We start from the raw sequence: 22,242 nt of genomic DNA on the forward strand, positions 1-22,242 counted from the left end.
GTTTCAAGAATGGCCGAGATGCTGAACGAGATCGAGAATCAGACCCTGTCCGCCCTCTGGGACCGGGGCTCGGCCTCGCTGGACGAGCTCGCCCTGGCGACGCGCTCCCCCGCAGGCAAGACGCTGCAGACCCTGCGCCGCCTGGTCAATAAGGGCGCCGTCGCGCGCCGGCGCCAGGGCCAGGACATCGTCTACCGCCCGCTGCTCAATCGCGAGACGGCCCGCACGCACAAGCTCGGCCGGGCCCTGTCCGGGCTCGCCATGGAGAATTCGGGACTGACCAGCATGGTCGTACTGTCTGAAGGCGATCTCGACCCGCAGGACTGGGCCGATCTGCAGGCGGAAATCGCCGAGCGCAAGGCCCGCAGGGCCGCGCGCTAGTTCGCGTCGAGGAATGCCCGCACATCGACCAGGGTTCGCGCCGGGGCTTCCTCGTGCGGCACATGGCCCAGATCGGCATAGGTCAGGATACGCGCATCGGGCATGTGCGCCGCAAATTCCTGCGCATGGGCCGACGGAACCATGACATCGCGCTCGCCCCAGACAATCAGGGCCGGAGCCTCAACCCGGGCCAGATCGGCGCGCGGGTCCGGCAGGGTAAAGACTTCCAGTCGCTCCACCAGCGCCGCGCCGACACCGGGCTGACGCATCAGGCTGTGCACGCGGCCGGGCAGGTCTTCGGGCATGCGCTCAGGGTCACCGAACAGGGCCTGTGAGGCCGCGGCAACGCCGAATTCCGGCCCCTGGGTCAGGAAAAAGGCGACGGCAGCGGGCACCGGCACCGGGTCCTCGGTCACGCCATTGATGGAAAACCCGCCAGGCGCCAGCAGCACCAGCCGCTCGACCCGGTCGGGATAGTTCGCGGCCAGGCGCCAGGCGACAAGCCCGCCAAGGGAATTGCCCACCAGGCTCGCCTGTTCAATGGCCAGGACATCAAGCAAGACGCGGGTGAATTCGACCGTTTCATCGACGCTGTAACGGGCTTGCGGATCCGGACCAGTCAGGGCGTGACCGGGCAGGTCGAAACGGACGACGCGATAATCTGCGGCGAGATCTGTGGCCCAGGCCTCCCAGCTTTCCAGCGAGTAGGAGAAACCATGGATAAGGACCAGGACCGGCGCATCCGATGGCCCTTCAATGCGAACCCGCGCGGTGACGCCATCGACATCAACCCAGCGGTCCGCCTCGCTCCAATAGGGACTGTCGGGAATGGGTCGCTCGGAAGCGGACAGTTCGAAAGTCGGCTCGACGGTGTCGCGATTGCCGAGGAGGACCCAGGCGGTCAGCGCAATCAGGACAAGGGCGATAGCAATGAAAACGAGATTGCGCATGGCGGCCTGTCCTGCCCGTCAGAGAGTTGAAAGAAAAGATGACGGGGCGGTCCGCAGACCGCCCCGCCAAGGTGCAGACTAGTAGCGCACGGCGAAGGTCGCCGTGAAGGTGCGCGGATTGCCGTAATAGGCCGTCAGCACACCTTCAGCGCCAAGCTCGGAGGCGAGCGTGTCGTTGTTGACGAAGTCATAGCCGGAGACCCGGTATTCCTCGTCGGTGAGGTTGCGGCCATGCAGGCCAACCTGGTAGCGGCCGTCCTCGCTGTCCCAGACCGCCGAAGCGTTGAACAGCGTGTAGGCCTCCTGATCGAGTTCCGCGAAGGGGAATTCGAACTGGCTGGAGTCACCGCGGTGGGACACCGTACCCAGCATCGTCAGATCACCACCATGCAGCGGCGTGACATAGCTCAGCGTCGCGCTGGCGGTCAGGTCCGGCGTGTTCTGGATGACGACATCGTTGGAAACATCGACACCGAAGGCATTGATGAATTCCTGGTACTCGCCATCGAGATAGCCAATGGCCCAGCTCAGATCGAGGCTGTCACCGGCGTTGGCAACGCCCTCGCCGAGGGTCCAGAAGCCTTCATACTCGATGCCCCAGATCTCGGCCGAAGCGGCATTGGTGGTAACACCGGTGAAGTCGTCGGCAATGCCGTCATTATTGGTATCGATACCCACGGAACCCGGGATCTGGACATCCTGGTAGTCAGCAAAGAACCAGGCCAGGGAGTGGCGGTAGTTGTCGCCGGTGAATTTCCAGCCGATCTCATAGCTGTCCACGGTTTCCGGCTCGAAGGACATGAAGCGGAAGATCTCGGCATCCGTCACCGTACCACTCTGGTCAAAGTCCGGCGCACCAGTGGTTTGTGCCCGCGGGTCGAAACCGCCGCCTTTGAAGCCCTGGGAATAGGTGAAGTAGAGATTGTTCCGGTCATCGGCCTCATAAGCGAGGGAGACGGTCGGGCTGAAGTCCGTCCAGTCATTGGTGCCCTGGAAGTCCGACGTCGTCGCGACCGGGGCACCGGTCCCGCCGAAGAACTCCGAGAAACCACCAAAATAGGTCCGGCGCAGGACGCGCGAGGTGCGCTCATCAGACGTGTAGCGGCCACCGAGCGTGACCGAGAACTGGTCCGTCACGTCATAGGTGAAGTTACCGAAGAAGGAATAGGTCTCAGTATCCACTTCGCCGAAGGTCTGAGCGTTCAGACCGGCGATAACATTGTCCAACAACACATCGAACACGGTCAGCGCCGAGGCGTCGAGATAGTAGTAGCCGAAGACACCCGCGAGACGGTCACCTTCATAGAGGACCTGGAATTCCTGCGAGAACTGCTCGTTGTCATAGATGGCCGGCACATCGAAGTCGCCGGACGGCAGGGCGTCGAAATCGATCGGCGTGGTGCTGGAATCCTCACGCTGGGAGGTGATGCTGCGCATCGTCCAGCGATCATTGATGGTCCAGTCGGCAGACAGGGAGAGACCTTCGGTTTCAACCTGCTGGTCAACGACATTAAGCCCCCCGCGGGAATCGAAGACATCGTCGAGAACCGGTGCACCGGAGAGTTGGCCCGGGATCAGGCGATGACCGCCACGGGCGTTCGAATTATCTTCCGACGTGTCATAGCTCAGGCGGAGGAAGAAGCTGTCGCTCGGCTCCCATTCCAGAGATACGCGACCGGCCAGGATGTCCTTGTCATAGTTCTCGGTGCCAAGGGTCAGATTGGTGCCGAAACCGTCACGGTCGTAATTGGCGATGGCGCCACCGATCCGGAAGGTGTCGCTCAGCGGCATGCTGGCGGTGAGGATCTGATCGAGCTGACCATAGCTGCCGATATTGACGCGGGCATTGAAGGTCGGATCGGTCGGATCGAGGCGGCGGGTGACGTATTTGATCGCGCCACCGATGGTATTGCGGCCATACAGCGTGCCCTGCGGGCCGCGCAGGACTTCGATGCGCTCGACGTCGAAGATATCCAGCACAGCCGATTGCGGGCGGTTGAGATAGACATCATCAACATAGATGCCGACACCGGCCTCGAACCCGGCCACCGGGTCCTGCTGGCCAACGCCGCGGATGAAGGCGGTCAGGGTCGAATTGGTGCCGCGGGACACTTCCAGCGTCACGTTCGGCGTGGTTTCACCGACCGAGGTGATGTCGACAGCGCCGAGCGTTTCCAGCTGCTCGCCGGAATAGGCGGTCACGGAGAGCGGCACATCCTGCAGCGACTCCTCGCGGCGACGCGCCGTCACAGTGACGACGTCGTCGATCTGGTCGCCATCCTGCGCCAGAGCTGCCGGCGCAGCCATGGGCAGGGTCGCCAGGACGCTGCCTGCAAGCAGGGCCGACCGGGTAATCTTGAAAAGCGGTTTCATTAGGTACTCCCCTCAAATTTCTGGACTGGGCTCGCTGCCGTCTGCACCCGGCTGGCGAAGTCGCGGACCGCATGTTCGAACTCTGTCGGTTCTTCCAGATGCGGTGCGTGGCCCGAGCGCGCGAACTCCTGTCGTGACGCTTCGGGCAGGGTTTCAACGAGATACCGGCTCGTTTCCGGGCCATAGGCATCACTGCGGCCGCCATAGGCAATCAGCGTGGGGACGCGGATCGCCGGCAGTTGGGGACGCAGATCCTGTTGCGCCATGGAAGCCCAGAGGCAGGCCATGGCGTCTGAATCGAGATGGCGCATGCGATCGCTGGTGCGCGCCACGAGATCGGGATTACCCCGGGCTGTGTCGCGAGCGAACATGTGCGGGGTGAAGGCGCGGACATAGGCGGGCCAGTCCTTGCGCATGACATCGAGCGCCCGGGCGCTGGAGGCGGCGTCTAGACCATTGACCATGCCCAGCGACCAGTCGGCATTATTGAGAATGCGCGGGCTCATATCTTCGACAATCATGCCGGCAAACGCATTGCCGCTGTCAGCCAGCAGGCTTTGCCAGAGCACCATGGCGCCCATGGACCAGCCGAGAGCAACAACATGATCGAGCTCCAGATGAGCGACCAGTTCAGCGATATCGGCGGCGAGGAGCTCGATCGAGAGCGGGCTCGGCCCGGCCGGCGTTTCGCCATGGCCGCGCAGGTCGGGAATGATCACCCGGTGGTCGCGTGCCAGGGCGGCGCTGAGATCTTCGAAGAAAACGGACGACGCCGCCCAGCCGTGAACCAGCAGGATGGCGGGCCCCTGACCATAATCGAAATAGCAAAGCGGATTGCCGTCGCGCAAAACCAGTTCGCGACGGTGCGATGGATCGTTATGCGCGACCTTTGCGCTCAACATTTTTATCGCACTCCCCTTGGCACGGGCGTTTTTCTCGTTTCGTGCCATATTGCCTTAGGACCAATTTTGTGAAAACTGAATCATATGTCAACTTTGCAAAAAGCCAGCGCTTCGAAAAATCCGAAGACCGCACGCGGCCAGCGCACCCGGAACAAGCTGCTCGACGCAGCGGAAATCGCTTTCGGGGAAGAGGGTTTCCACGCCACATCGATCGGCGACATCACCGGCCGGGCGCAGGTCGCACTGGGAACTTTCTACGTCTATTTTGACTCAAAAGATGAGATATTCCGGGCACTTGTTGCCCATATGGGGCATATGGTCCGAAGTTGGATTGCCGAGCGCGTTGCCGGTGCCACGGACCGCCTCGATGCCGAGTTCAAGGGGCTGGTGGCCTATATCGAATTCGCCCGTGCACACCGCAATCTCTACCGCATCATTGAGGAGGCGCAATTCGTCGCCCCTGATGCATACAAGGCACACTATGAGCGCTTCGCCGAGGGCTATCAGCGCAATCTGCGCGAGGCTGAAGAGCGCGGTGAGCTTCGCTCCGGCGATGCCGATACCCGCGCCTGGGCCCTAATCGGGATGAGCGTCTTCCTCGGGCTCAAATTTGGCATCTGGGATACCGAGCGCAGTCCGGAAGCCATTGCCCGCGATGCAATCGACATGATCTCCGGAGGCCTGAAGCCATGACGGAGACGCTGGAGCACCCCCCCCTGATCTCGCATTTCGATCATGATGTGCTGACGCTCCAGCTCAACCGGCCGGGGCGTGCCAACAGCCTGACCCCCGAGCTTCTCGAAACGGGTCTCAACGCCCTGCACGAACACAGCGACGCCCACACAATTGTCCTGACCGGTGCCGGTCGCGCCTTTTCAGCCGGCGGCGATCTCGGCGGCTTCCTCGAACATGCCGAAACCACCGAGGCCCTGCTCGGCTATTCCGACCGGCTCGTGGGGCTGCTCAACGCCTTTATCCTTGCCCTGGTGGAAAGCGAGGGCCTGGTGCTGGCGGCAGTCAATGGTCCCGTAACCGGCGGATCTCTCGGACTTGTCCTCGCCGCCGATCATGCGGTGTTCGCCGAGACCGCCTTCGTGCAACCCTATTATGGCCAGATCGGCTTCGCGCCCGATGGCGGCTGGACTGCCATGCTGCCCGATGTCATCGGCGCGGCGCAGACCCGCAACTGGATCGCCACCGATGTGCGCTATGACGCCATCACCGCGCTGCATATCGGTCTGGCACACGAGGTCGCCGCGGCGGACGAATTCGGCACCACGGTCCGTGAAGCCATGGAGCGGCTCGCTGTCATGGACCGGGCGGTCATCCAGGCGTCCCGTCGCATGCTCAATGCCGACCGTGACGCCCTCGAGAACAAGCTCGAACGCGAAAAGCGCGCCTTCCTCGATCTCATTGCACGCCCGTCAACACTGAGCCGGATGCGCGCCTTTGCCGGCGGCAAACACCGCGACAGCGATACGCTCCGGGAGGTTCATTCCGATGATCACTGATATTGTCCGCCGCCGCGCTGCACTCGGGCCGGACCGGACGGCCTTCCACACAGTCGAAACCGGTGAGCGGGTCAGCTATGCGCAACTGGAAGAGCGAAGCGCCCGCGCCGCCAGCCTGATCGCCGGCCTCGGCGTCCGTCATGGCGACCGGGTCTCCATCCTGTGCCGCAACCGGGTCGAGTTCTTCGAACTCATGTTTGCCTGCGCCAAGCTCGGCGCCATCCTGGTGCCGCTGAACTGGCGCATGCCCGGAGCCGAACTCAAGGGCCTGATCGAGGATTGTACCCCGGCGCTCATGGTGACCGGTGCGGAAGACCGTGAAGCGGCCGCTATCGCCATCGCGGGACGTGCCACCCCGATCCTTGATCTCGACGCGGACTATGCGCAACAGCGCGACAGCGCCGCGCCGCATCCGGGCCGCACCGGCTGGCCCGAGGATGAAACCTGGTACCTGATCTATACCTCCGGCACGACGGGGCGGCCCAAGGGCGTCATCCAGACCTATGGCATGGCGATGATCAACTACATCAATATCGGCCAGGCCATCGGCCTGCGCGGTGAGGATGCGACGCTCAACTTCCTGCCGCTCTTCCATACCGCCGGGATCAATCTGCACACCCTGCCGGTGCTGATCGCCGGCGGGCTGGTGCATATCCTGCCCGGCTTCGAGCCGGGCCCGATGCTCAAACTGATCGATGAGGGCGCGCTGGACGTCTTCATCGGCGTGCCCGCCTGTTATCGCGGCCTCATCCTGCATGAGGACTTTGCCAAGACCGATCTGACCCGGCTGCGCCACTGGGCCTGCGGCGGGGCCCCGCTGCCCGATATCCTCGTCGAGCAATTCGCCGAGCGTGGTGCCGTGGTCTGCAATGGCTTCGGCATGACCGAAACCGGCCCGACCGCCTTCCTCGTCGACCCCGAACGGGCGCTGGAGAAAATCGGCTCGGTCGGCAAACCCCAGGTGATGATCGATGCACGGATCGCCTCGGATGACGGCAAACCCGTGCCCCAGGGCGAGACCGGGGAGATCCAGTTCTTCGGACCGGGCCTGACGCCGGGCTATTGGAACCGGCCGGAGGAAACCGAGAAACTCTTTACTCCGGACGGCTGGCTGAAAAGCGGCGATCTGGGCCGGTTCGACGCCGATGGCTATTGCTTCGTCGCCGGCCGGATCAAGGAGATGTATATTTCCGGCGGTGAGAATGTGTATCCGGCGGAAGTCGAGAATATCCTGCATGAGCACCCCGCCGTGCTCGAAGCCGCCATTACCGGTATCGCCGACGAGAAGTGGGGCGAGGTGGGATGTGCCCACATCATGCTCCGCCCGAACCAGACGGCGACGGAAGACGATCTGCGCGCCTGGTGCCGCGAACGCCTCGCCGCCTACAAGGTCCCGAAATACGTGCACTTTGCCGCCGATTTCCCGCGCACAGCCGCCGGCAAGGTGCAAAAACACCTGCTCCCGGTTCCGGAGACGGCGCAGTGAAACAGGCGTCGCTGATCCGCTCTTTCCGGCAAAGCGACTTTGATGCGTTCGCCGCCCTGTCCGGCGACGACAATGCCATCCACACCGATCCGGACTTCGCCGCCCGCACCCGGTTCGGCAAGACCGTGGCGCATGGCGCCATGCTGTGCGCGGTCCTGCGCGGCCTCGTCGACCAGCTTGTGCCCGGTGGCCGGCAGCTTCGCCAGTCGACCATGTACCCGGCCCCCTCCCCGGTTGATGAGGTCCTGCGTTTCCAGGCGGAGATCACGGCGGAAGACGAAAACCGCGTCGTCATCGACCTGCTGGTCCAGCGCGTCGCCGATGGCGAGACGACTTGCACAGGACAGACGGAGATCGCGCGCGGATGACACAGCTGGAACTCGGACAGCGCGCCGAACGCCGGCGCCGTTTCAACACCACGGACGCCGAAACCCTGCGCCAAATCACCGGTGCTGCCACCCCGGCGGGCGCGGTGCCCGAGGCTCTGATCAATGCCCTGTTTTCCGACCTGCTTGGCGTCGACTTGCCCGGACGCGGTACCAACTACCTGAAACAGGAAACAGAATTCCTCGCCGCAGTACCGCTTGACCAGGACATCATCGCCGAGATCGAGATCATCCGCCTGCGTCCGGACAAGCATCTGGTCGACCTGTCCACCACCTGCCGCCTGGCCAACGGAACCCCGCTCGCCAGCGGCCGGGCATTGGTTCTGGCCAAGGATGTGGACGGCGCCTGGGGCTAGTGCAACCAAGGGGTTATTGCCAATTGGGCCCAGCTATGGAAACTGCCGCGCCATGTTGGCACTTGCTCCCAAATCCGCCGTCGAGACCCGCGACGCGATCATCATCGGCGGCGGTCACAACGGCCTCGTCTGCGCCGCCTACCTCGCTGAAGCCGGCCTCAAGGTCACCGTGCTGGAACAGCGCGACGTCGTCGGCGGCGCTGCGGTCACCGAGGAATTTCACCCGGGATTTCGCAATTCCGTGGCCTCCTACACGGTGTCGCTGCTCAATCCGAAAGTGATCGCGGACCTCGATCTGCATCATTACGGCCTGAAGATCGTCGAGCGAAAGGTGAGCAATTTCCTGCCCCTGGATGATGGCTACCTGCTCGCGGGAGAGGGCCTGACGCACGACCAGGTCGCCAAGTTTTCCAAGGCCGATGCTGCCAAGCTGGACGCGTTCAACACCCGGCTCGACGCCATCGCCGACACGCTGCGGCAGCTGGTACTGGAAACCCCGCCCAATCTGCGTGAAGGCGGCTGGCTGTCGGCTCTGCCCGAACTGATCAAGGTAGCCGGCCTGGGCGGGCGCCTCAGCGGCATGCCCATGGGGACCAAGCGCGACCTGCTGGACCTGTTCTCCAAATCGGCCGGCGACTGGCTTGATGGGTGGTTCGACAGCGAGCCGATAAAGGCCCTGCTCGGCTTTGACAGCGTGGTCGGTAATTATGCCAGCCCCTACACGCCCGGCTCAGCCTATGTACTGCTCCACCACGTCTTCGGTGAGGTCAATGGCAAGAAGGGCAGCTGGGGCCACGCCATTGGCGGCATGGGCGCGATCACCCAGGCCATGGCCCGCTGCTGCGAGGACCGCGGCGTGGACATCCGTACCGGCTGCCGCGTCGCCGAAGTGCTGACAGACAACGGCTCAGCAACGGGCATTGTCCTGGAGAGCGGTGAAGTCCTGCATGGCCGCGCCGTGGTCTCCAATCTCAATCCCAAGCTCTTGTTCGGTTCACTGGTCGACAATGACGCCCTGCCGGACGACTTCAACGACAGGATCGCCCGCTATCGCTGCGGGTCAGGCACATTCCGGATGAATGTCGCACTGTCGGAATTGCCGCGCTTTTCCTGTCTGCCGGAACCGGGTGATCACCTGACAGCTGGCATCATTATCGCTCCCAGCCTTGCCTATATGGAACAGGCCTATAGCGATGCGCGGCGCCATGGCTGGTCGCGCGAACCCATTATCGAGATGCTGATCCCGTCCACGCTCGATGACACGCTCGCGCCCGAGGGCCAGCATGTCGCCAGCCTGTTCTGCCAGCACGTCGCCCCTGTCCTTCCGAATGGCGACAGCTGGGATGATCACCGCGACACGGTCGCCGATCTGATGATCGACACCGTCGAGAAATGGGCACCGGGCTTCAAGGCGTCGGTTCTGGGACGCGAGGTGCTTTCGCCGCTCGACCTGGAACGCACATTCGGCCTCGTCGGTGGCGATATCTTCCATGGTGCGCTGAGCCTGGACCAGCTCTTCTCGGCCCGCCCGGTTCTGGGTCATGCCGATCACCGCAGCCCGCTCAAACGGCTTTACCAATGCGGGTCCGGTACGCATCCGGGCGGCGGCGTCACCGGTGCCCCGGGACACAATGCAGCACGGGAAATTCTCAAGGACGTCAGAGCCCGGCGCATATAGCTATAACTTATCGGATTTTTGGTTGCGTCCCGCTCCAGCTCAAAGCTAGAACACTATTCCTGAGTATTTAAAGGGGGATAGGAGCATGGCGAAGAAGGGCAAGCTGAGCCGCCGCTCTTTCTTGTTGAATGTGTCCGGGGGCATCGTTTCCGTCGGCGCTATGGCTTCGGTGACGGGTCAGGCCGAAGCTTTGCAGCAATATACCGGCGAGACGGATAACGACTCCGGCAGCTATGCGGATCGCGCAGGCTATGGCCGCCAGCGGCGAACCGGCAATACCGATAATGATAGCGGAAGCGGTGCAGACCGGGCCGGCTATGGGCGCCAGTCGCGCACGGGCAATACCGACAATGACAGCGGCACCTATGCCGACCGTGCGGGTTATGGCACCCAGCGGCGGACCGGCAATACGGATAATGACAGTGGCTCGAATGCCGACCGTGCCGGCTATGGCCGTCAAAGCCGTACCGGTAACACCGATAATGATAGCGGTTCGAACGCCGATCGCGCTGGTTATGGCCGGCAAAGCCGGACTGGCAATACCGACAATGACAGCGGCTCCTATGCCGACCGTGCGGGTTATGGCCGCCAATCGCGCACCGGCAACACCGATAATGACAGCGGCTCTTACGCAGACCGCGCAGGCTATGGCCGACAAACGCGTACCGGCAATACTGACCGGGATAGCGGGGTCAACGCCGACCGCGCCGGGTACGGGCGCCAACGTCGCACCGGCTGTACCGACAGCGATGGTGGCAGCAATGCGGACCGCGCAGGATATGGTCGCTGCTAGCGGCGCCTATCCCAAACAGAAAAGGGGCGAGCTGTCACATAGACCGCTCGCCCCTCTTGTTTTGCAGCACAGCTTTCGCAATCAAGCGCGCTCAATCGCCTCGCGGATGAGCTGCTGAGCCTTGTCGGCATCGCCCCAGCCCTGGACCTTCACCCATTTATTGGGCTCGAGATCCTTGTAGTGCTCGAAGAAGTGCGTGATGCGCGCCAGCAGCGGCTTCTGGACGTCGGTGAAATTCTTCACATCGTCGTAGAAGGGCGTCAGCTTGGTATGCGGCGCAGCGAGAATTTTTTCGTCCAGGCCGCTCTCGTCTTCCATCAGCAGCACACCGACCGGGCGCGCGCGCACAACGCAGCCCGGCATGAGCGTCGTCTGGCCCAGCACCATGACGTCAATCGGGTCACCATCATCGGACAGGGTGTGCGGGGTGAAGCCGTAATTACACGGATACATCATCGGCGTGTGCAGGAAGCGATCGACGAAGACGGTACCGGCATCCTTGTCCATCTCGTATTTGACCGGCTGACCGCCGACCGGAACTTCGATGATGACATTGATGTCTTCCGGCGGATTGACGCCGGCAGGGATTTTATCAAGGCGCATGGGGCGGGCTCCTTGCAGGACTGAAAATTGGCGACCCTCATACGCGCTTCCCCGGGCTGCGCCAATGGCCTTGCTGCGCTGCACTATGAAAAATCCGCGCTCAATCAATTAATCCGCCTGGCATTTGCACGCCAGGGGCGAAAACGGGCATGGTCGCGCCATGAGCGAACACGAAAATTCCGAGTTGGTCGGCCTTGTTCTGGCTGGTGGTCAAAGCCGGCGCATGGGCCGCGACAAGGCCGGGATGCGCTGGCGCGGCCAGACCCTTCTCGAACAGGCACAATCCTGCCTTCAGGCGGCGGGCTGCAGCGCGGTCCATGTACTCGGTCCGAAGGGTGATTTTCCCGACAAGCAAGGCCAAAAGGGACCAGCCCACGCACTCTACGACGTCATGAACGCGCTCGACAGCAAGCGGGCCTTCCTCGCCTTGCCCGTCGACATGCCTCTGATCGACGCCAGCGACCTCTCGGCGCTGATCGGCGCCGCACGCGCCCGGGCGTACCGGGACCACCCCCTGCCCGCCTTTTTCCCGGCCCGCCTGCACACCAAGTTCGAGCCGCCGCAGCACTTCTCGATGCGAATGCTGCTTGAAGCTTACGAGGTCGACTGGCTCGAGCTTCCGCGATCACGCGCTGATCACTTTGCCAATATCAACACACCTGAGGACTTCGCAGCGCTCGATAAGGCGCTAGATTAGCGTCCAGCGACACTAGGGGTTGATTTGGACCGGACAGGCTTTTCCGACATGGCGACACCTCTGATCGATGCTTTCGGGCGATCGATCACCTATCTGCGCCTGTCCGTCACCGACCGGTGTGACCTGCGATGCGTGTATTGCATGAAGGCCCGGCCGGAATTTCTGCCAAAATCGGAATTGCTGACCCTGGAAGAACTCACGCATGTCGCGGATGCCTTCATTCGCCGCGGTGTCAGCAAGATCCGCATCACCGGTGGCGAGCCCCTGGTGCGCCGGGACATTCTCACCCTGATCGAAAATCTGGGCGCCCGGATCGGCTCGACCGGCCTCGAGGAAGTCTGCCTGACCACGAATGCCACCCAATTGCCGCGCTTTGCCAAACAGATCGCTGCCGCCGGCATCAAGCGGATCAATGTCTCGCTCGACACGCTGGACCCGGACCGCTTTGACCGTCTGACCCGCGGCGGACGACTGTCGGATACACTCGACGGTATCGAAGCGGCCGCTGCCGCTGGCCTGAAGATTAAAATCAACACGGTCGCCCTGAAGTCCGGCAATGCCGACGAGCTCGATCATTTGGTCAGCTGGTCACACCGGCATGGCCACGACATCACCTTCATCGAAGTCATGCCGGTCGGTGATGTCGGCTTCGACCGGGCTGATCAATTCCTGCCCCTGTCAGCCGTAAGGGAGCGTTTTGAGCAGATCTGGACGCTCAACGACCTGCCGGACCGCACCGGAGGCCCGGCGCGCTATGTGCGGGTTGAGGAGACCGGCGGCCGGGTCGGCTTCATCACGCCATTGACGGAAAATTTCTGTGCCGGCTGCAACCGCGTCCGCCTGACCTGCACAGGCCAGCTTTACATGTGCCTGGGTCAGTCTGGCCGGGTCGACCTGCGCACGGCGCTGCGCGAAGGCGGACCGGAGGCTCTCGACCAGGCGCTTGATGAAGCCATGCGGGCCAAGCCGGAAGCACATGATTTTGACGTATCGCCCGGGGCTGCCCCCGCCGTCCCGCGCACCATGGCGCATACGGGAGGCTAGGATGACCTTGAATATCCGCTATTTCGCCTCGCTTCGCGATGAAATGGGCCGCTCGCAGGACGCTCTCGACGCCGCGGTGGCTAACCAGGTCTCCGGCATTATCGCCCATCTCAAGGATCGCGATGAAAAGGGATGGGTTCTGGCGGAACCCTTCGTGCGGATCATCGTCAACGGTGTTGTGGCTCATGCCGAGACACCGGTGGCGGATGGTGATGAGATTGCCTTCTGCCCGCCCTTTTCCGGGGGTTAGTCGGATGAGTATTCAAGTGCGCATCCTCCCAGAGGCCATGGACCCCGCCGCCAGCTTGGCCGAGCTGTGCGGACGTGACAGTGAGGCCGGCGCGATCAGCAGCTTCATCGGCCAGGTCCGGAGCGGCGATGACCTCATAGCCCTCGAGCTTGAACACTATCCCGGCGTCACCGAGGCCGCGCTTGAGGGCATCGCGCAGGCTGCGATGCAACGCTGGTCCCTGACCGAGGCCCGCATCATCCACCGCGTTGGCCGGATGGAGGTCGGCGAGCCCATCGTGCTGGTCGCCGCGGCTGCGCCGCACCGCCGCGCCGCCCTCGCAGCGGTCGAGTTCATGATCGATGTCCTCAAGACCCAGGCCCCGTTCTGGAAAAAAGAATATACCCGTACCGGCTCGCACTGGATCGAGCCCCGGGACGAGGATCACGCGGCAGCCGAGGGCTGGCTGCGTAGCACACAGGATCAGGCTGTATGAGCGACATTCCCGAAACCGTAGGCTTCGCCGTCATGACCGTCTCCGATACCCGCGACGAGACATCCGACCGGACCGGTCCATGGCTGCGCGAACAAATCGAGGCCGAGAACCATGCCGTGATCGACCACGCGATTATTGCCGACGATATCGAGGCGATCCGTGCCCAGATCCGGTCCTGGCTCGGCGATGGGCGAATTCATGCCATCATTACCACTGGCGGGACCGGACTGACCGGACGGGACGTGACGCCGGAAGCTGTGCGCCCGCTGTTCGACAAGGAGCTGGACGGGTTTGCTGTGGTGTTTCATCAGGTCAGCTACCGATCCGTCGGCGTCTCGACGATCCAGTCCCGTGCGCTCGCGGGGATCGCCGACGGCACCTATATTTTCGCTATTCCAGGCTCCATGGGCGGTTGCAAGGATGCCTGGAACCATGTTCTGCGCGACGAGTTCGATCGGTCCCACCGGCCCTGTAACCTGGTCGAGTTGATCCCGCGCTTGAAAGAGGTCTGACATGTCCGCACTGACACACCAGGACAGCGATGGACGCATTCGCATGGTCGATGTCGGCGACAAGGCCGTGACCCGGCGCCGGGCCGTGGCCGAGGCGCAGATCACCATGAACGCCGAGGCCTTCACCGCCGTGCGCGACGGGCAGGGCCCGAAAGGCGATGTGCTCAAGACAGCGGAAATTGCCGGTATCATGGCCGCCAAGAAAACCAGCGACCTGATCCCGCTCTGCCATCCCCTCCCGCTTACCAAGCTGAAAGTCGCCATTGAAGCGCTCCCGTCCGGAGCGGGGTTCCACATCACCGCGGAAGCCCAGACAGACGGCAAGACCGGGGTTGAGATGGAGGCGCTGACCGCCGCCTCTGCCGCAGCCCTGACGGTCTATGACATGGCCAAGGCGCTGGATAAATCCATGGAGATCTCCGGCCTTCGCCTGGTCAGCAAGACGGGCGGCAAGTCCGGCGATTATCAGCGGCCGGGCTCATGATCAGCCTGACAGAGGCCCAGCGACGGGTGCTGGACCACCTATCTCCGCTGGGAGCAGAGCAAATCGGCCATGAGCAGGCGCTGAACCGCCGGCTTGCCGTTCCGGTCATCGCCGTGCGCACCCAGCCGCCGGTCGATGTTTCGGCCATGGATGGCTATGCTGTAAGGGCCGCTGACCTGACGACCCAACCGGCCGAACTGACACTCGCCGGTGAAAGTGCCGCCGGCCATGCCTTTGCAGAGATGCTCATCGAGGGCCGGTGCCTGCGCATCTCGACCGGTGCGGCCATCCCTGCGGGCGCCGACCAGGTCGTCATCCAGGAAAATACGACCCGCGCAAATGACCGCGTGACACTGACTGACACGCCCGCACCGGGCCGACATATCCGCCGGGCCGGACTGGATTTTCAAGCGGGCGACACCCTGCTGAACGCCGGCATCCAGATGACCGCCGAGCGGCTGGCGCTGGCCGTGGGCGCCGCTGTCTCCGGCTTCGAGGTGTTCAAACAGCCTGTCGTCGGCATTTTGTCGACCGGCGATGAACTGGTGGAACCCGGTCAGGTTCCGGCCGCCGACCAGATCTATAATTCTGTCTCCCACGCTCTACGCGGTCTGGTGGAAACCTGGGGTGGTCAGGCCCGTTATCTCGGCATCGCACGAGACAATGAAAACGACGTCGCAATGAAACTGGATAGCGCGGCAGAATGCGACCTCCTGGTCACGATCGGCGGCGCCTCTGTTGGCGACCATGATCACTTGCGCCGTGTGTTCGGCGAACGGGGCGGCCAGCTGGTCTTCGAGAAAGTTGCGGTAAAACCGGGCAAACCGACCTGGTTTGGCGAAATGGAGAGTGGCCCGGTGCTCGGCCTGCCCGGCAATCCGGTATCCGCTCTGGTGATGGCCCGCCTGCTCTTGAGGCCTGCCCTCGCCCGGCTTGGCGGCACCGAGCACACAACCCTGTTCCGGACGGCCAGCCTGTCGCAAGCCCTGGGCGCAAACGGTGATCGCGAGACCTTTGTCCGCGCCCATTTCGATCCAGCCCGGAATCAGATCGCGCCCGACGCAAACCAGGATTCCTCAGCCCTGTCAGCGCTGGTGCGATCCAATGCGCTGATCCGTCGCGAGATCGGCGCGCCAGAGGGCAAAGCCGGCGATCTGGTGGAATTTATTGCCCTGGACTAGCCGGTGACCGAAAAGCCGTGCGCGAACGGGTCACGCTCATCGACAAAGATCGTGTTGATCCCGGTCTGCAGCGCCCAGCCGCGGATACTGGGCATGATGGCGTCGAACTCGCCGAGCCGCGTCGCGCTTTCCACACGTCCGTGGAAGAGGCTGCCGATAATGCTTTCGTGCACAAATGTGTCGCCAGGCTGCAAGCGCCCCCGCGCAGCCAGCTGGGCCATGCGGGCACTGGTGCCGGTGCCGCAGGGCGACCGGTCGATGGCGCGTTTGCCATAGAAGACGGCATTGCGGGCATCGGCCTCGGCAGACTTGGGCGCATCGGTCCACATGACGTGACTGACCCCGCGCACACTCGGATTTTCCGGATGGATGACATCGACGGCCGCATCAGCCAGTTCGCGCAATTTGGGGCTGAGCGCGATGATGCGGTCCACACCCAGCGCATCAATTCCCTCATAACCGCCCTGCGGTTCGACAATCGCGTAGTAATTGCCGCCATAGGCGATGTCGACGCTCAGCTTGCCCAGTTCCGGGCAGTGCAGTTCGACATCACGGCAGGCCAGATAGCTGGCGACATTGAAAATCCGCACGCCGGCGACACGCTCACCATCCCACTCAATCTCGGCCCGAACCCGGCCCGCGGGCGCATCCAGCACGACCTCGTCGCGCGAGCGCGGTTTGAGGATGCCATTCTCCAGCCCCATGGTGATGGCGCCGATCGTGCCATGGCCACACATGGGCAGACATCCCGTGGTCTCGACAAACAGGATCGACGCATCCGCATCAGCCGAATGCGGCGGGTAGAATATGGCACCGGACATCATGTCATGGCCGCGCGGCTCGAACATGAGCGCGGTGCGGATCCAGTCATGGCGCGCCATGAAATCGAGCCGCTTGGCGCTCATGTCAGTGCCCTTCAGCTCCGGCATGCCACCCATGATCAAGCGCACCGGATTGCCGCAGGTATGCCCGTCAAGGCAGGAGAATGTGTGCCGCATCGAGCTCGACCTAGTGCGCGATAACCGTGTCCTTGAGAATGAGCGGACGGGTGTCCCGGGCCCGCTCGACCATGGCCACCACTTCGGCCCGGCGCTCGCCCTGCAGTGCCATACGCGGCATGCGCACGCGCTCGGAACCGCGTTCCATGACCGCTTCGGCCAGCTTGATGGACTGGACCAGGTCATGCTCGGCATCGAGATGAAGCAGGGGCATAAACCAGCGATAGATGACCCGGGCTGCGTCGAGATCGCCGGCTTCGAATGCATCCCAGAGCGCGATGGATTCCTTCGGGAAGGCATTGGTCAGGCCGGAAACCCAGCCCTTGGCCCCAAGCAGCAATTCTTCCAGCGCGACATCGTCGAGACCCGCGAACACGACATAGCGATCACCACAGGCATTGATGATATCGGTGATACGGCGCGGATCCGGCGCGCTTTCCTTGATCGACACAAGCGTTTCGACATCGCTCAGCTTTTTCAGCAGATCAACGGAAATGGAGACCCGGTAGGCGGGCGGGTTGTTGTAGAGCATGATCGGCAGATGGGTCGCAGCGGCCACCGTGCGGATATGCGCCTCGAGCTCGTGCTCCTGGGGCACATAGACCATGGCCGGAAGCAGCATCAGCCCATCCGCCCCGATCTCCGCGGCGTCACGCGCATAGTCAGCCGCCAGCTCGGTGCTGAGTTCGGACACGCCGGTAATGACCGGGACGCGCCCGGCAACGGCATCAACAATCGAACGGAGGGTGGCGCGCTTTTCATCCGCCTTCAGCGAATTGTTCTCGCCGACGGTTCCCATGGCGACGATCCCGTGCACGCCATCGGTGACGAGATTATCGACGACGCGGGCCGTAGCCTCGTGATCGATGCTGAAGTCTTCTGCGAATTGGGTCGTCGCGGCCGGAAATACACCGCGCCAGTTAACCGTGGCCATATCACCCTCCTGAATGTCCGAGGCCGGCACTCGATCATCAATTGCTTCGACAAACAACTCCCTTCGGCGTTCTGCTCGCGAAGGTGACAGGTTGAACGGACAGGGATAGCGTTGCGCCGAATTGATGGGGAGACATTCATGAGCTTCGTACGCGCAATCGCCGCCGCACTGACGCTGGCCGGCGCCGGCATGGCCGCTCCGGCCCTGGCCCAATCCGACATCGCCAGCCTGAGCGAAACGGTCGCTGGCATGGAGCGACGCGAGGGCTTCCTGCCGCTCTATGTCGATGGTGAGAGCGGACGTATCCTGGCTGAGCTCACCCCGCAGGATGACGGGTCGCTGGGCCGGATGATCTACACCGCCCGTCTCACCTCTGGCCTGGGGTCCAACCCGGTCGGCCTGGATCGCGGCCGCGGAACCAGCTCGCACATCCTGCGCTTTTTCCGCGTTGCCAATCAGGTTTTCGCGGAGTTCGAAAACACGACCTATGTCGCGCTGGGCGCCGGCGAGGACGAGGCGCGCGCGACGCAGCAATCCTTTGCCCGCTCGATTGTCTGGCAGACGGAAATTGCCGGCCAGTCGAATGGCCGCGTTGTTATCGACCTGACGGACTTCCTCAAGCGCGATCCGGTCGGGGCAATCGGTTATCTCTCCGGTACCAACCAGGGCAGTTTCTCCATCGATAGCGGCCGCAGTGCCCCTCTCACCGACACCGCTCTCGCCTTCCCGGAAAATGTCGAGATCGATGCGCTTCTGACCCTGCAATCCTCCTCGCCGGGATCGGAAGTACGCGCTGTGACGCCCTATCCGACCGCTGTGACCCTCACCGTCCACCATTCCTTCGTCGCCCTGCCCGAGCCCGGCTACACGCCGCGCTACGCGGACCAGCGCGCCGGTTCGATCACTTCGGCCTTTTACGACATGGCGGCCCCACTCGACGAACCGCTGCGCCGCGTCTTCGCCCTGCGCCACCGGCTCAACCGGGTTGATCCGGCGGCCGAGAGCGGGCCGGTGGAAGAGCCTATCATCTATTATGTCGACCGGGGCGCACCTGACGTTATTCGTGACGCCCTGATCGAGGGGGGCCAGTGGTGGGCCGACAGTTTTGAGGCGGCTGGGTTCGAAGATGCCTATCGCGTCGAACTCCTGCCGGAAGGCGTTCACCCCCTCGATGTCCGCTACAATGTTATCCAGTGGGTGCACCGCCAGACCCGCGGCTGGTCCTATGGCGCATCGGTTATTGACCCGCGCACGGGCGAGATCCTGAAAGGTCATGTCACGCTGGGCAGCCAGCGCGTGCGCCAGGACCGGATGATCTTTGAAGGCCTGCTTGGCGTTGACGGAACAGGCACGGGATCGCCGGACGATCCGCTCGAAATTGCCCTGGCCCGAATCCGTCAGCTCTCCGCCCATGAAATCGGACATACGATCGGCCTGGCTCACAATTTTGCCGCCAGCATCAATGACCGCGCCTCGGTGATGGATTATCCCGCGCCCTGGGTCCGGGTCGATGCCGCCGGTGAGATCGACATTTCCAACGCCTACGACACCGGTATCGGCGAGTGGGATACGGCCGCTATCTCCTGGCTCTATGGTCAGGCGGAAACGCCCGAAGCAGAAGCCCAGCTGATCGAGGGCGTCCTCGCTGACGCCCGGGAGGACGGCCTGCTTTACATCACAGACCGCCATGCCCGCGGTACCGGCTCAGCCCATCCGCTGGCCAATCTATGGGATAATGGCCCTGATCCGGTGGCCGAGCTAATGGAAACGCTGCAGGTCCGCGACACGGCCCTGGCTGGCTTCGGCCCGCATGTGCTGCGCGAGGATCAGCCGCTGAGCAGTCTGCGCGGGGTCTTCGCGCCGATCTATCTCTATCACCGATACCAGGTCGAGGCCGCGGCCAAGACGCTGGGTGGTGTCTATTTTGATTATGAGCTGAACGGCCAGGACGCACAGGGCCTGAGCCCGGCACCCGCCACCGATCAGCAAGCAGCGCTGGCCGCCCTGGTCGCAACGCTCGACCCGGCCCGGCTCGACATCCCTGACGCCACGCTTGCCCTGCTCGCTCCGGCGCCCTTTGCTGACTATGATGAAGCGGTCACCCGCGAATTGTTCCAAAGCGGTCAGTATCCGGCCTTCAGCCGCCGCGATGCAGCGGCCGCAGCCGCCCGCATCACCCTGGCCGCTGCACTGTCGCCCGCTCGGATCGACCGGATGACGGACCAGTCCGCCCGCGACGCCACCCAGCTGTCTCCGCTGGACGCCTTCACCGCCTTCGAGACCGCCCTGTTCGAAGCACCGCGCGGCGAAGAAGCGCGCCTGGGTCCGGTTCGCGAGGCCATCCAGACCGAATACGCCGCGCAATTGCTACGCGTGGCGGCAGACGACCGGCCGGTTGCGTCAAGCTGGGCCTATGACCGTCTGGAAAGCCTCGCCCGTGGCTTGCCGACGGGTCGCTATGGCCGTGCCGGGCGGCGCAGCCACCGGGTCTGGCTGGCGCGGCATATCGAAAGCAGTCTCGATCGCATCGATGAGGGCGAAGCCCCGGCCGCGACCGGAACGACCGTACCGCCGGGCAGCCCGATCGGTGCGGCGACGTGCTGGCATTGTGACAGTGCCGAACTCATGGGGCTGGGGCGCTAGGCCCCGCCCCTGGGCCCGTTTGGCCGGGTCAGGATGAAATAGGTCACCCCGCTCAACGTGATCGCCTGGACAACCAGGATGGACGGGCGCAGCTGCATCGCCACGGACAGGCCAAAAGTGAGGCCGATCGCGACCATGGACCAGAATTTGGACCAGGGGTCGATTGCGCCATGCTCACGCCAATTGCGGATCAGGGGACCGAAATGCTTGTGCTCCATCAGCCAGGTGTGAAACCGCTTGGAGCTGCGCGCGAAAGCATAGGCCGCGACCAGCAGGAAGGGCGTGGTCGGCAATAGGGGCAGGGCCGCACCGGCGACGGCAAGGCCGACAGCGATCCACCCCAGTGCCAGCCAGAGCCATCGAATAATCATCCGCTCGATGCGGCCGGCAGGTTTTCCAGGAAGAAGCGGATCGCATTCTCGCCCATCACCAGGCGAATATCGGCTTCGCTCATGCCCAGTACCAACAGCTCCTGGGTCAGAACCTCGAACTGGGAACCGTCGAATGTGGTCGTGACCGTGCCGTCAAAATCGGACCCCAGCGCCACATGCTCGACACCCACCAGCTCGACCGCTGCGACGATGGTCTGCGCAACGCCGCGCGGGGTGTCGTCGCAGGTCACATCCCCCCAGAACCCGACACCGATCAGACCGCCCTCCGAGGCGATCTCCTGCATCAGGCGATCCGGTATGTTCCGGCGCACCTCGCAATGGCTGTAAATGCCGGTATGCGAGACAACGAGCGGCCGGTCTGTCATTGCCAGCACATCCTCAACCACAGCGTAGGAGGAGTGGGCGAGATCGATAATCATGCCGCGCTCGAGCATGCGTGCCACAGCAGCGCGGCCAAATTCGGTGAGCCCGGCATTGGACAGGCCATGCAGGGAGCCACCCAGGGCGTTATCAAAGAAGTGGTGCAGCCCGATTAGGCGATAGCCTTCGTCAAACAGGCCGTCGATATTGGCTAGGTCGCCTTCCAACGGATGCGCGCCTTCTGTGGCGAGCACCGTCACCATAAGCTCTGCATCCTGCTCACGGGCGATGAGAGCCTGCCGCATCTGTTCGCGGTCTCGGGCGATGACCAGCCGGCCGTCCGAGCGTGCCTCCAGCCGTGTCAGCCGGCGGGCCTGGTAGCGGGCCCGGGCATAGAGCGAGCTCCAGCTATCAACCGGCCATCTTTGTGCGACCGCAAGGGCCGTGATGCGGTCGCTGTCCCCGCTATTGCTGTCGTAATTCTGGCCGGACGGCGATTTGGTAACGGCAGAGAAGACCTGAAACGCGACCCCGCCCGCGCGCAGACGCGGCAAATCGGTGTGCCCGCGGTCATTCCAATTCTCAGGATCGCGCATCCAAAGCAGCATGTCGGAATGCAGGTCAGCGACACGCAGACTGGCATGCAGGTCACGCGCCTGCGGGGAAATCACATAGGGGTCGTGCGGCCGCACCACATTCATTGCCGCATCAACCCTTACCGGGACCACCCAGAAAAAGGCGGCAGCGGCGACAGCCATGACAGCCGCCAGAACAATTACAATAATGCGGACCATGCCGTCCTCCCTTTGCGCCGATCATGAACCGGGTCGACACAAAGGGGCAAGCTCGGGCA

General features: G+C 63.3%; 24 protein-coding genes. 16 read left to right on the top strand and 8 right to left on the bottom strand.

What is annotated here, in order from left to right:
- The first annotated feature begins 9 nt into the window (after positions 1-9).
- The gene (locus Q1V51_RS11430; protein ID WP_300556446.1) at positions 10-381 is read left to right on the top strand and encodes a BlaI/MecI/CopY family transcriptional regulator; all 372 of its coding nucleotides are present in this window, start codon (positions 10-12) and stop codon (positions 379-381) included.
- Here the strand turns inward: Q1V51_RS11430 and Q1V51_RS11435 are convergent.
- The 3 genes from Q1V51_RS11435 to Q1V51_RS11445 all read right to left on the bottom strand — a co-directional run bounded on the left by Q1V51_RS11435 (position 378) and on the right by Q1V51_RS11445 (position 4,606).
- Complete coding sequence (locus tag Q1V51_RS11435) at positions 378-1,331, bottom strand: alpha/beta fold hydrolase (protein ID WP_300556448.1); 954 nt, start codon at positions 1,329-1,331, stop codon at positions 378-380. The genes Q1V51_RS11430 and Q1V51_RS11435 overlap by 4 nt on opposite strands.
- A 78-nt stretch (positions 1,332-1,409) precedes the next feature.
- Positions 1,410-3,704 carry a TonB-dependent receptor gene (locus Q1V51_RS11440; protein ID WP_300556450.1) on the bottom strand — a complete coding sequence of 765 codons (2,295 nt, stop codon included), beginning with the start codon at positions 3,702-3,704 and terminating at the stop codon, positions 1,410-1,412.
- Positions 3,704-4,606, bottom strand: coding sequence for an alpha/beta hydrolase (locus Q1V51_RS11445; protein ID WP_300556452.1), 903 nt, complete (start codon positions 4,604-4,606; stop codon positions 3,704-3,706). The genes Q1V51_RS11440 and Q1V51_RS11445 overlap by 1 nt, the downstream gene beginning before the upstream one ends.
- A gap of 84 nt (positions 4,607-4,690) precedes the next feature.
- Between Q1V51_RS11445 and Q1V51_RS11450 the strand changes: the two genes are divergently transcribed.
- The 7 genes from Q1V51_RS11450 to Q1V51_RS11480 all read left to right on the top strand — a co-directional run bounded on the left by Q1V51_RS11450 (position 4,691) and on the right by Q1V51_RS11480 (position 10,816).
- A complete protein-coding gene (locus tag Q1V51_RS11450) occupies positions 4,691-5,299 on the top strand; it encodes a TetR/AcrR family transcriptional regulator (RefSeq protein ID WP_300556454.1) in 609 nt (202 codons plus the stop codon).
- Positions 5,296-6,117: an enoyl-CoA hydratase/isomerase family protein gene (locus Q1V51_RS11455; RefSeq protein ID WP_300556456.1), complete on the top strand. Its 822-nt coding sequence runs from the start codon at positions 5,296-5,298 to the stop codon at positions 6,115-6,117. The genes Q1V51_RS11450 and Q1V51_RS11455 overlap by 4 nt, the downstream gene beginning before the upstream one ends.
- Positions 6,107-7,603 (top strand): long-chain fatty acid--CoA ligase, encoded by a 1,497-nt coding sequence (locus tag Q1V51_RS11460; RefSeq protein ID WP_300556458.1) that lies wholly within the window; start codon positions 6,107-6,109, stop codon positions 7,601-7,603. The genes Q1V51_RS11455 and Q1V51_RS11460 overlap by 11 nt, the downstream gene beginning before the upstream one ends.
- The gene (locus Q1V51_RS11465) at positions 7,600-7,971 is read left to right on the top strand and encodes a MaoC/PaaZ C-terminal domain-containing protein (protein WP_300556460.1); all 372 of its coding nucleotides are present in this window, start codon (positions 7,600-7,602) and stop codon (positions 7,969-7,971) included. Before Q1V51_RS11460 ends, Q1V51_RS11465 begins: the two co-directional genes overlap by 4 nt.
- Positions 7,968-8,345 carry a phosphate acetyltransferase gene (locus Q1V51_RS11470; RefSeq protein ID WP_300556462.1) on the top strand — a complete coding sequence of 126 codons (378 nt, stop codon included), beginning with the start codon at positions 7,968-7,970 and terminating at the stop codon, positions 8,343-8,345. Before Q1V51_RS11465 ends, Q1V51_RS11470 begins: the two co-directional genes overlap by 4 nt.
- Positions 8,346-8,397: 52 nt before the next feature.
- Positions 8,398-10,023, top strand: a complete 1,626-nt coding sequence (locus tag Q1V51_RS11475) for an NAD(P)/FAD-dependent oxidoreductase (RefSeq protein ID WP_300556463.1) — start codon at positions 8,398-8,400, stop codon at positions 10,021-10,023.
- An 85-nt stretch (positions 10,024-10,108) separates the two neighbouring features.
- Positions 10,109-10,816, top strand: a complete 708-nt coding sequence (locus Q1V51_RS11480; protein WP_300556465.1) for a hypothetical protein — start codon at positions 10,109-10,111, stop codon at positions 10,814-10,816.
- 81 nt (positions 10,817-10,897) lie between these two features.
- Here the strand turns inward: Q1V51_RS11480 and ppa are convergent, their stop codons facing one another.
- The gene (gene ppa / locus Q1V51_RS11485; protein ID WP_300556466.1) at positions 10,898-11,419 is read right to left on the bottom strand and encodes an inorganic diphosphatase; all 522 of its coding nucleotides are present in this window, start codon (positions 11,417-11,419) and stop codon (positions 10,898-10,900) included.
- 160 nt (positions 11,420-11,579) lie between these two features.
- Here ppa and Q1V51_RS11490 point away from each other — a divergent pair, with 160 nt between their 5' ends.
- Genes Q1V51_RS11490 through glp form a run of 7 tightly spaced genes read left to right on the top strand, consistent with a single transcriptional unit; the run spans position 11,580 to position 16,062 of the window.
- Positions 11,580-12,116, top strand: a complete 537-nt coding sequence (locus Q1V51_RS11490) for a molybdenum cofactor guanylyltransferase (protein ID WP_300556467.1) — start codon at positions 11,580-11,582, stop codon at positions 12,114-12,116.
- Positions 12,117-12,164: 48 nt separating this feature from the next.
- A complete protein-coding gene (moaA, locus tag Q1V51_RS11495; protein ID WP_300556469.1) occupies positions 12,165-13,160 on the top strand; it encodes a GTP 3',8-cyclase MoaA in 996 nt (331 codons plus the stop codon).
- A gap of 1 nt (position 13,161) precedes the next feature.
- A complete protein-coding gene (locus Q1V51_RS11500) occupies positions 13,162-13,410 on the top strand; it encodes a MoaD/ThiS family protein (protein WP_300556471.1) in 249 nt (82 codons plus the stop codon).
- 10 nt (positions 13,411-13,420) lie between these two features.
- Positions 13,421-13,885: a molybdenum cofactor biosynthesis protein MoaE gene (locus Q1V51_RS11505; protein WP_366522744.1), complete on the top strand. Its 465-nt coding sequence runs from the start codon at positions 13,421-13,423 to the stop codon at positions 13,883-13,885.
- Positions 13,882-14,397, top strand: a complete 516-nt coding sequence (gene moaB, locus Q1V51_RS11510) for a molybdenum cofactor biosynthesis protein B (protein ID WP_300556475.1) — start codon at positions 13,882-13,884, stop codon at positions 14,395-14,397. The genes Q1V51_RS11505 and moaB overlap by 4 nt, the downstream gene beginning before the upstream one ends.
- A 1-nt stretch (position 14,398) precedes the next feature.
- Positions 14,399-14,881, top strand: coding sequence for a cyclic pyranopterin monophosphate synthase MoaC (gene moaC / locus Q1V51_RS11515; protein WP_300556477.1), 483 nt, complete (start codon positions 14,399-14,401; stop codon positions 14,879-14,881).
- Positions 14,878-16,062 carry a gephyrin-like molybdotransferase Glp gene (gene glp, locus Q1V51_RS11520; RefSeq protein ID WP_300556479.1) on the top strand — a complete coding sequence of 395 codons (1,185 nt, stop codon included), beginning with the start codon at positions 14,878-14,880 and terminating at the stop codon, positions 16,060-16,062. Before moaC ends, glp begins: the two co-directional genes overlap by 4 nt.
- Here glp and Q1V51_RS11525 read toward each other — a convergent pair.
- Complete coding sequence (locus tag Q1V51_RS11525; protein ID WP_300556481.1) at positions 16,059-17,060, bottom strand: 4-hydroxyproline epimerase; 1,002 nt, start codon at positions 17,058-17,060, stop codon at positions 16,059-16,061. The genes glp and Q1V51_RS11525 overlap by 4 nt on opposite strands.
- Before the next feature lie 10 nt (positions 17,061-17,070).
- Positions 17,071-17,994, bottom strand: coding sequence for a dihydrodipicolinate synthase family protein (locus tag Q1V51_RS11530; RefSeq protein ID WP_300556483.1), 924 nt, complete (start codon positions 17,992-17,994; stop codon positions 17,071-17,073).
- 138 nt (positions 17,995-18,132) lie between these two features.
- On the opposite strand from Q1V51_RS11530, the gene Q1V51_RS11535 reads away from it, so the two are divergent.
- A complete protein-coding gene (locus Q1V51_RS11535; RefSeq protein ID WP_300556485.1) occupies positions 18,133-20,637 on the top strand; it encodes a zinc-dependent metalloprotease in 2,505 nt (834 codons plus the stop codon).
- Here Q1V51_RS11535 and Q1V51_RS11540 read toward each other — a convergent pair.
- Both Q1V51_RS11540 and Q1V51_RS11545 read right to left on the bottom strand, forming a co-directional pair.
- On the bottom strand, positions 20,634-21,008 hold the full coding sequence (locus tag Q1V51_RS11540; protein WP_300556487.1) for a YbaN family protein: 375 nt from the start codon (positions 21,006-21,008) through the stop codon (positions 20,634-20,636). The two genes, Q1V51_RS11535 and Q1V51_RS11540, sit on opposite strands and share 4 nt — an antisense overlap.
- A complete protein-coding gene (locus tag Q1V51_RS11545) occupies positions 21,005-22,183 on the bottom strand; it encodes a membrane dipeptidase (protein ID WP_300556489.1) in 1,179 nt (392 codons plus the stop codon). The genes Q1V51_RS11540 and Q1V51_RS11545 overlap by 4 nt, the downstream gene beginning before the upstream one ends.
- Positions 22,184-22,242 lie beyond the last annotated feature (59 nt).

Source organism: Maricaulis sp. (assembly GCF_030149235.1).
Classification (GTDB): domain Bacteria; phylum Pseudomonadota; class Alphaproteobacteria; order Caulobacterales; family Maricaulaceae; genus Maricaulis.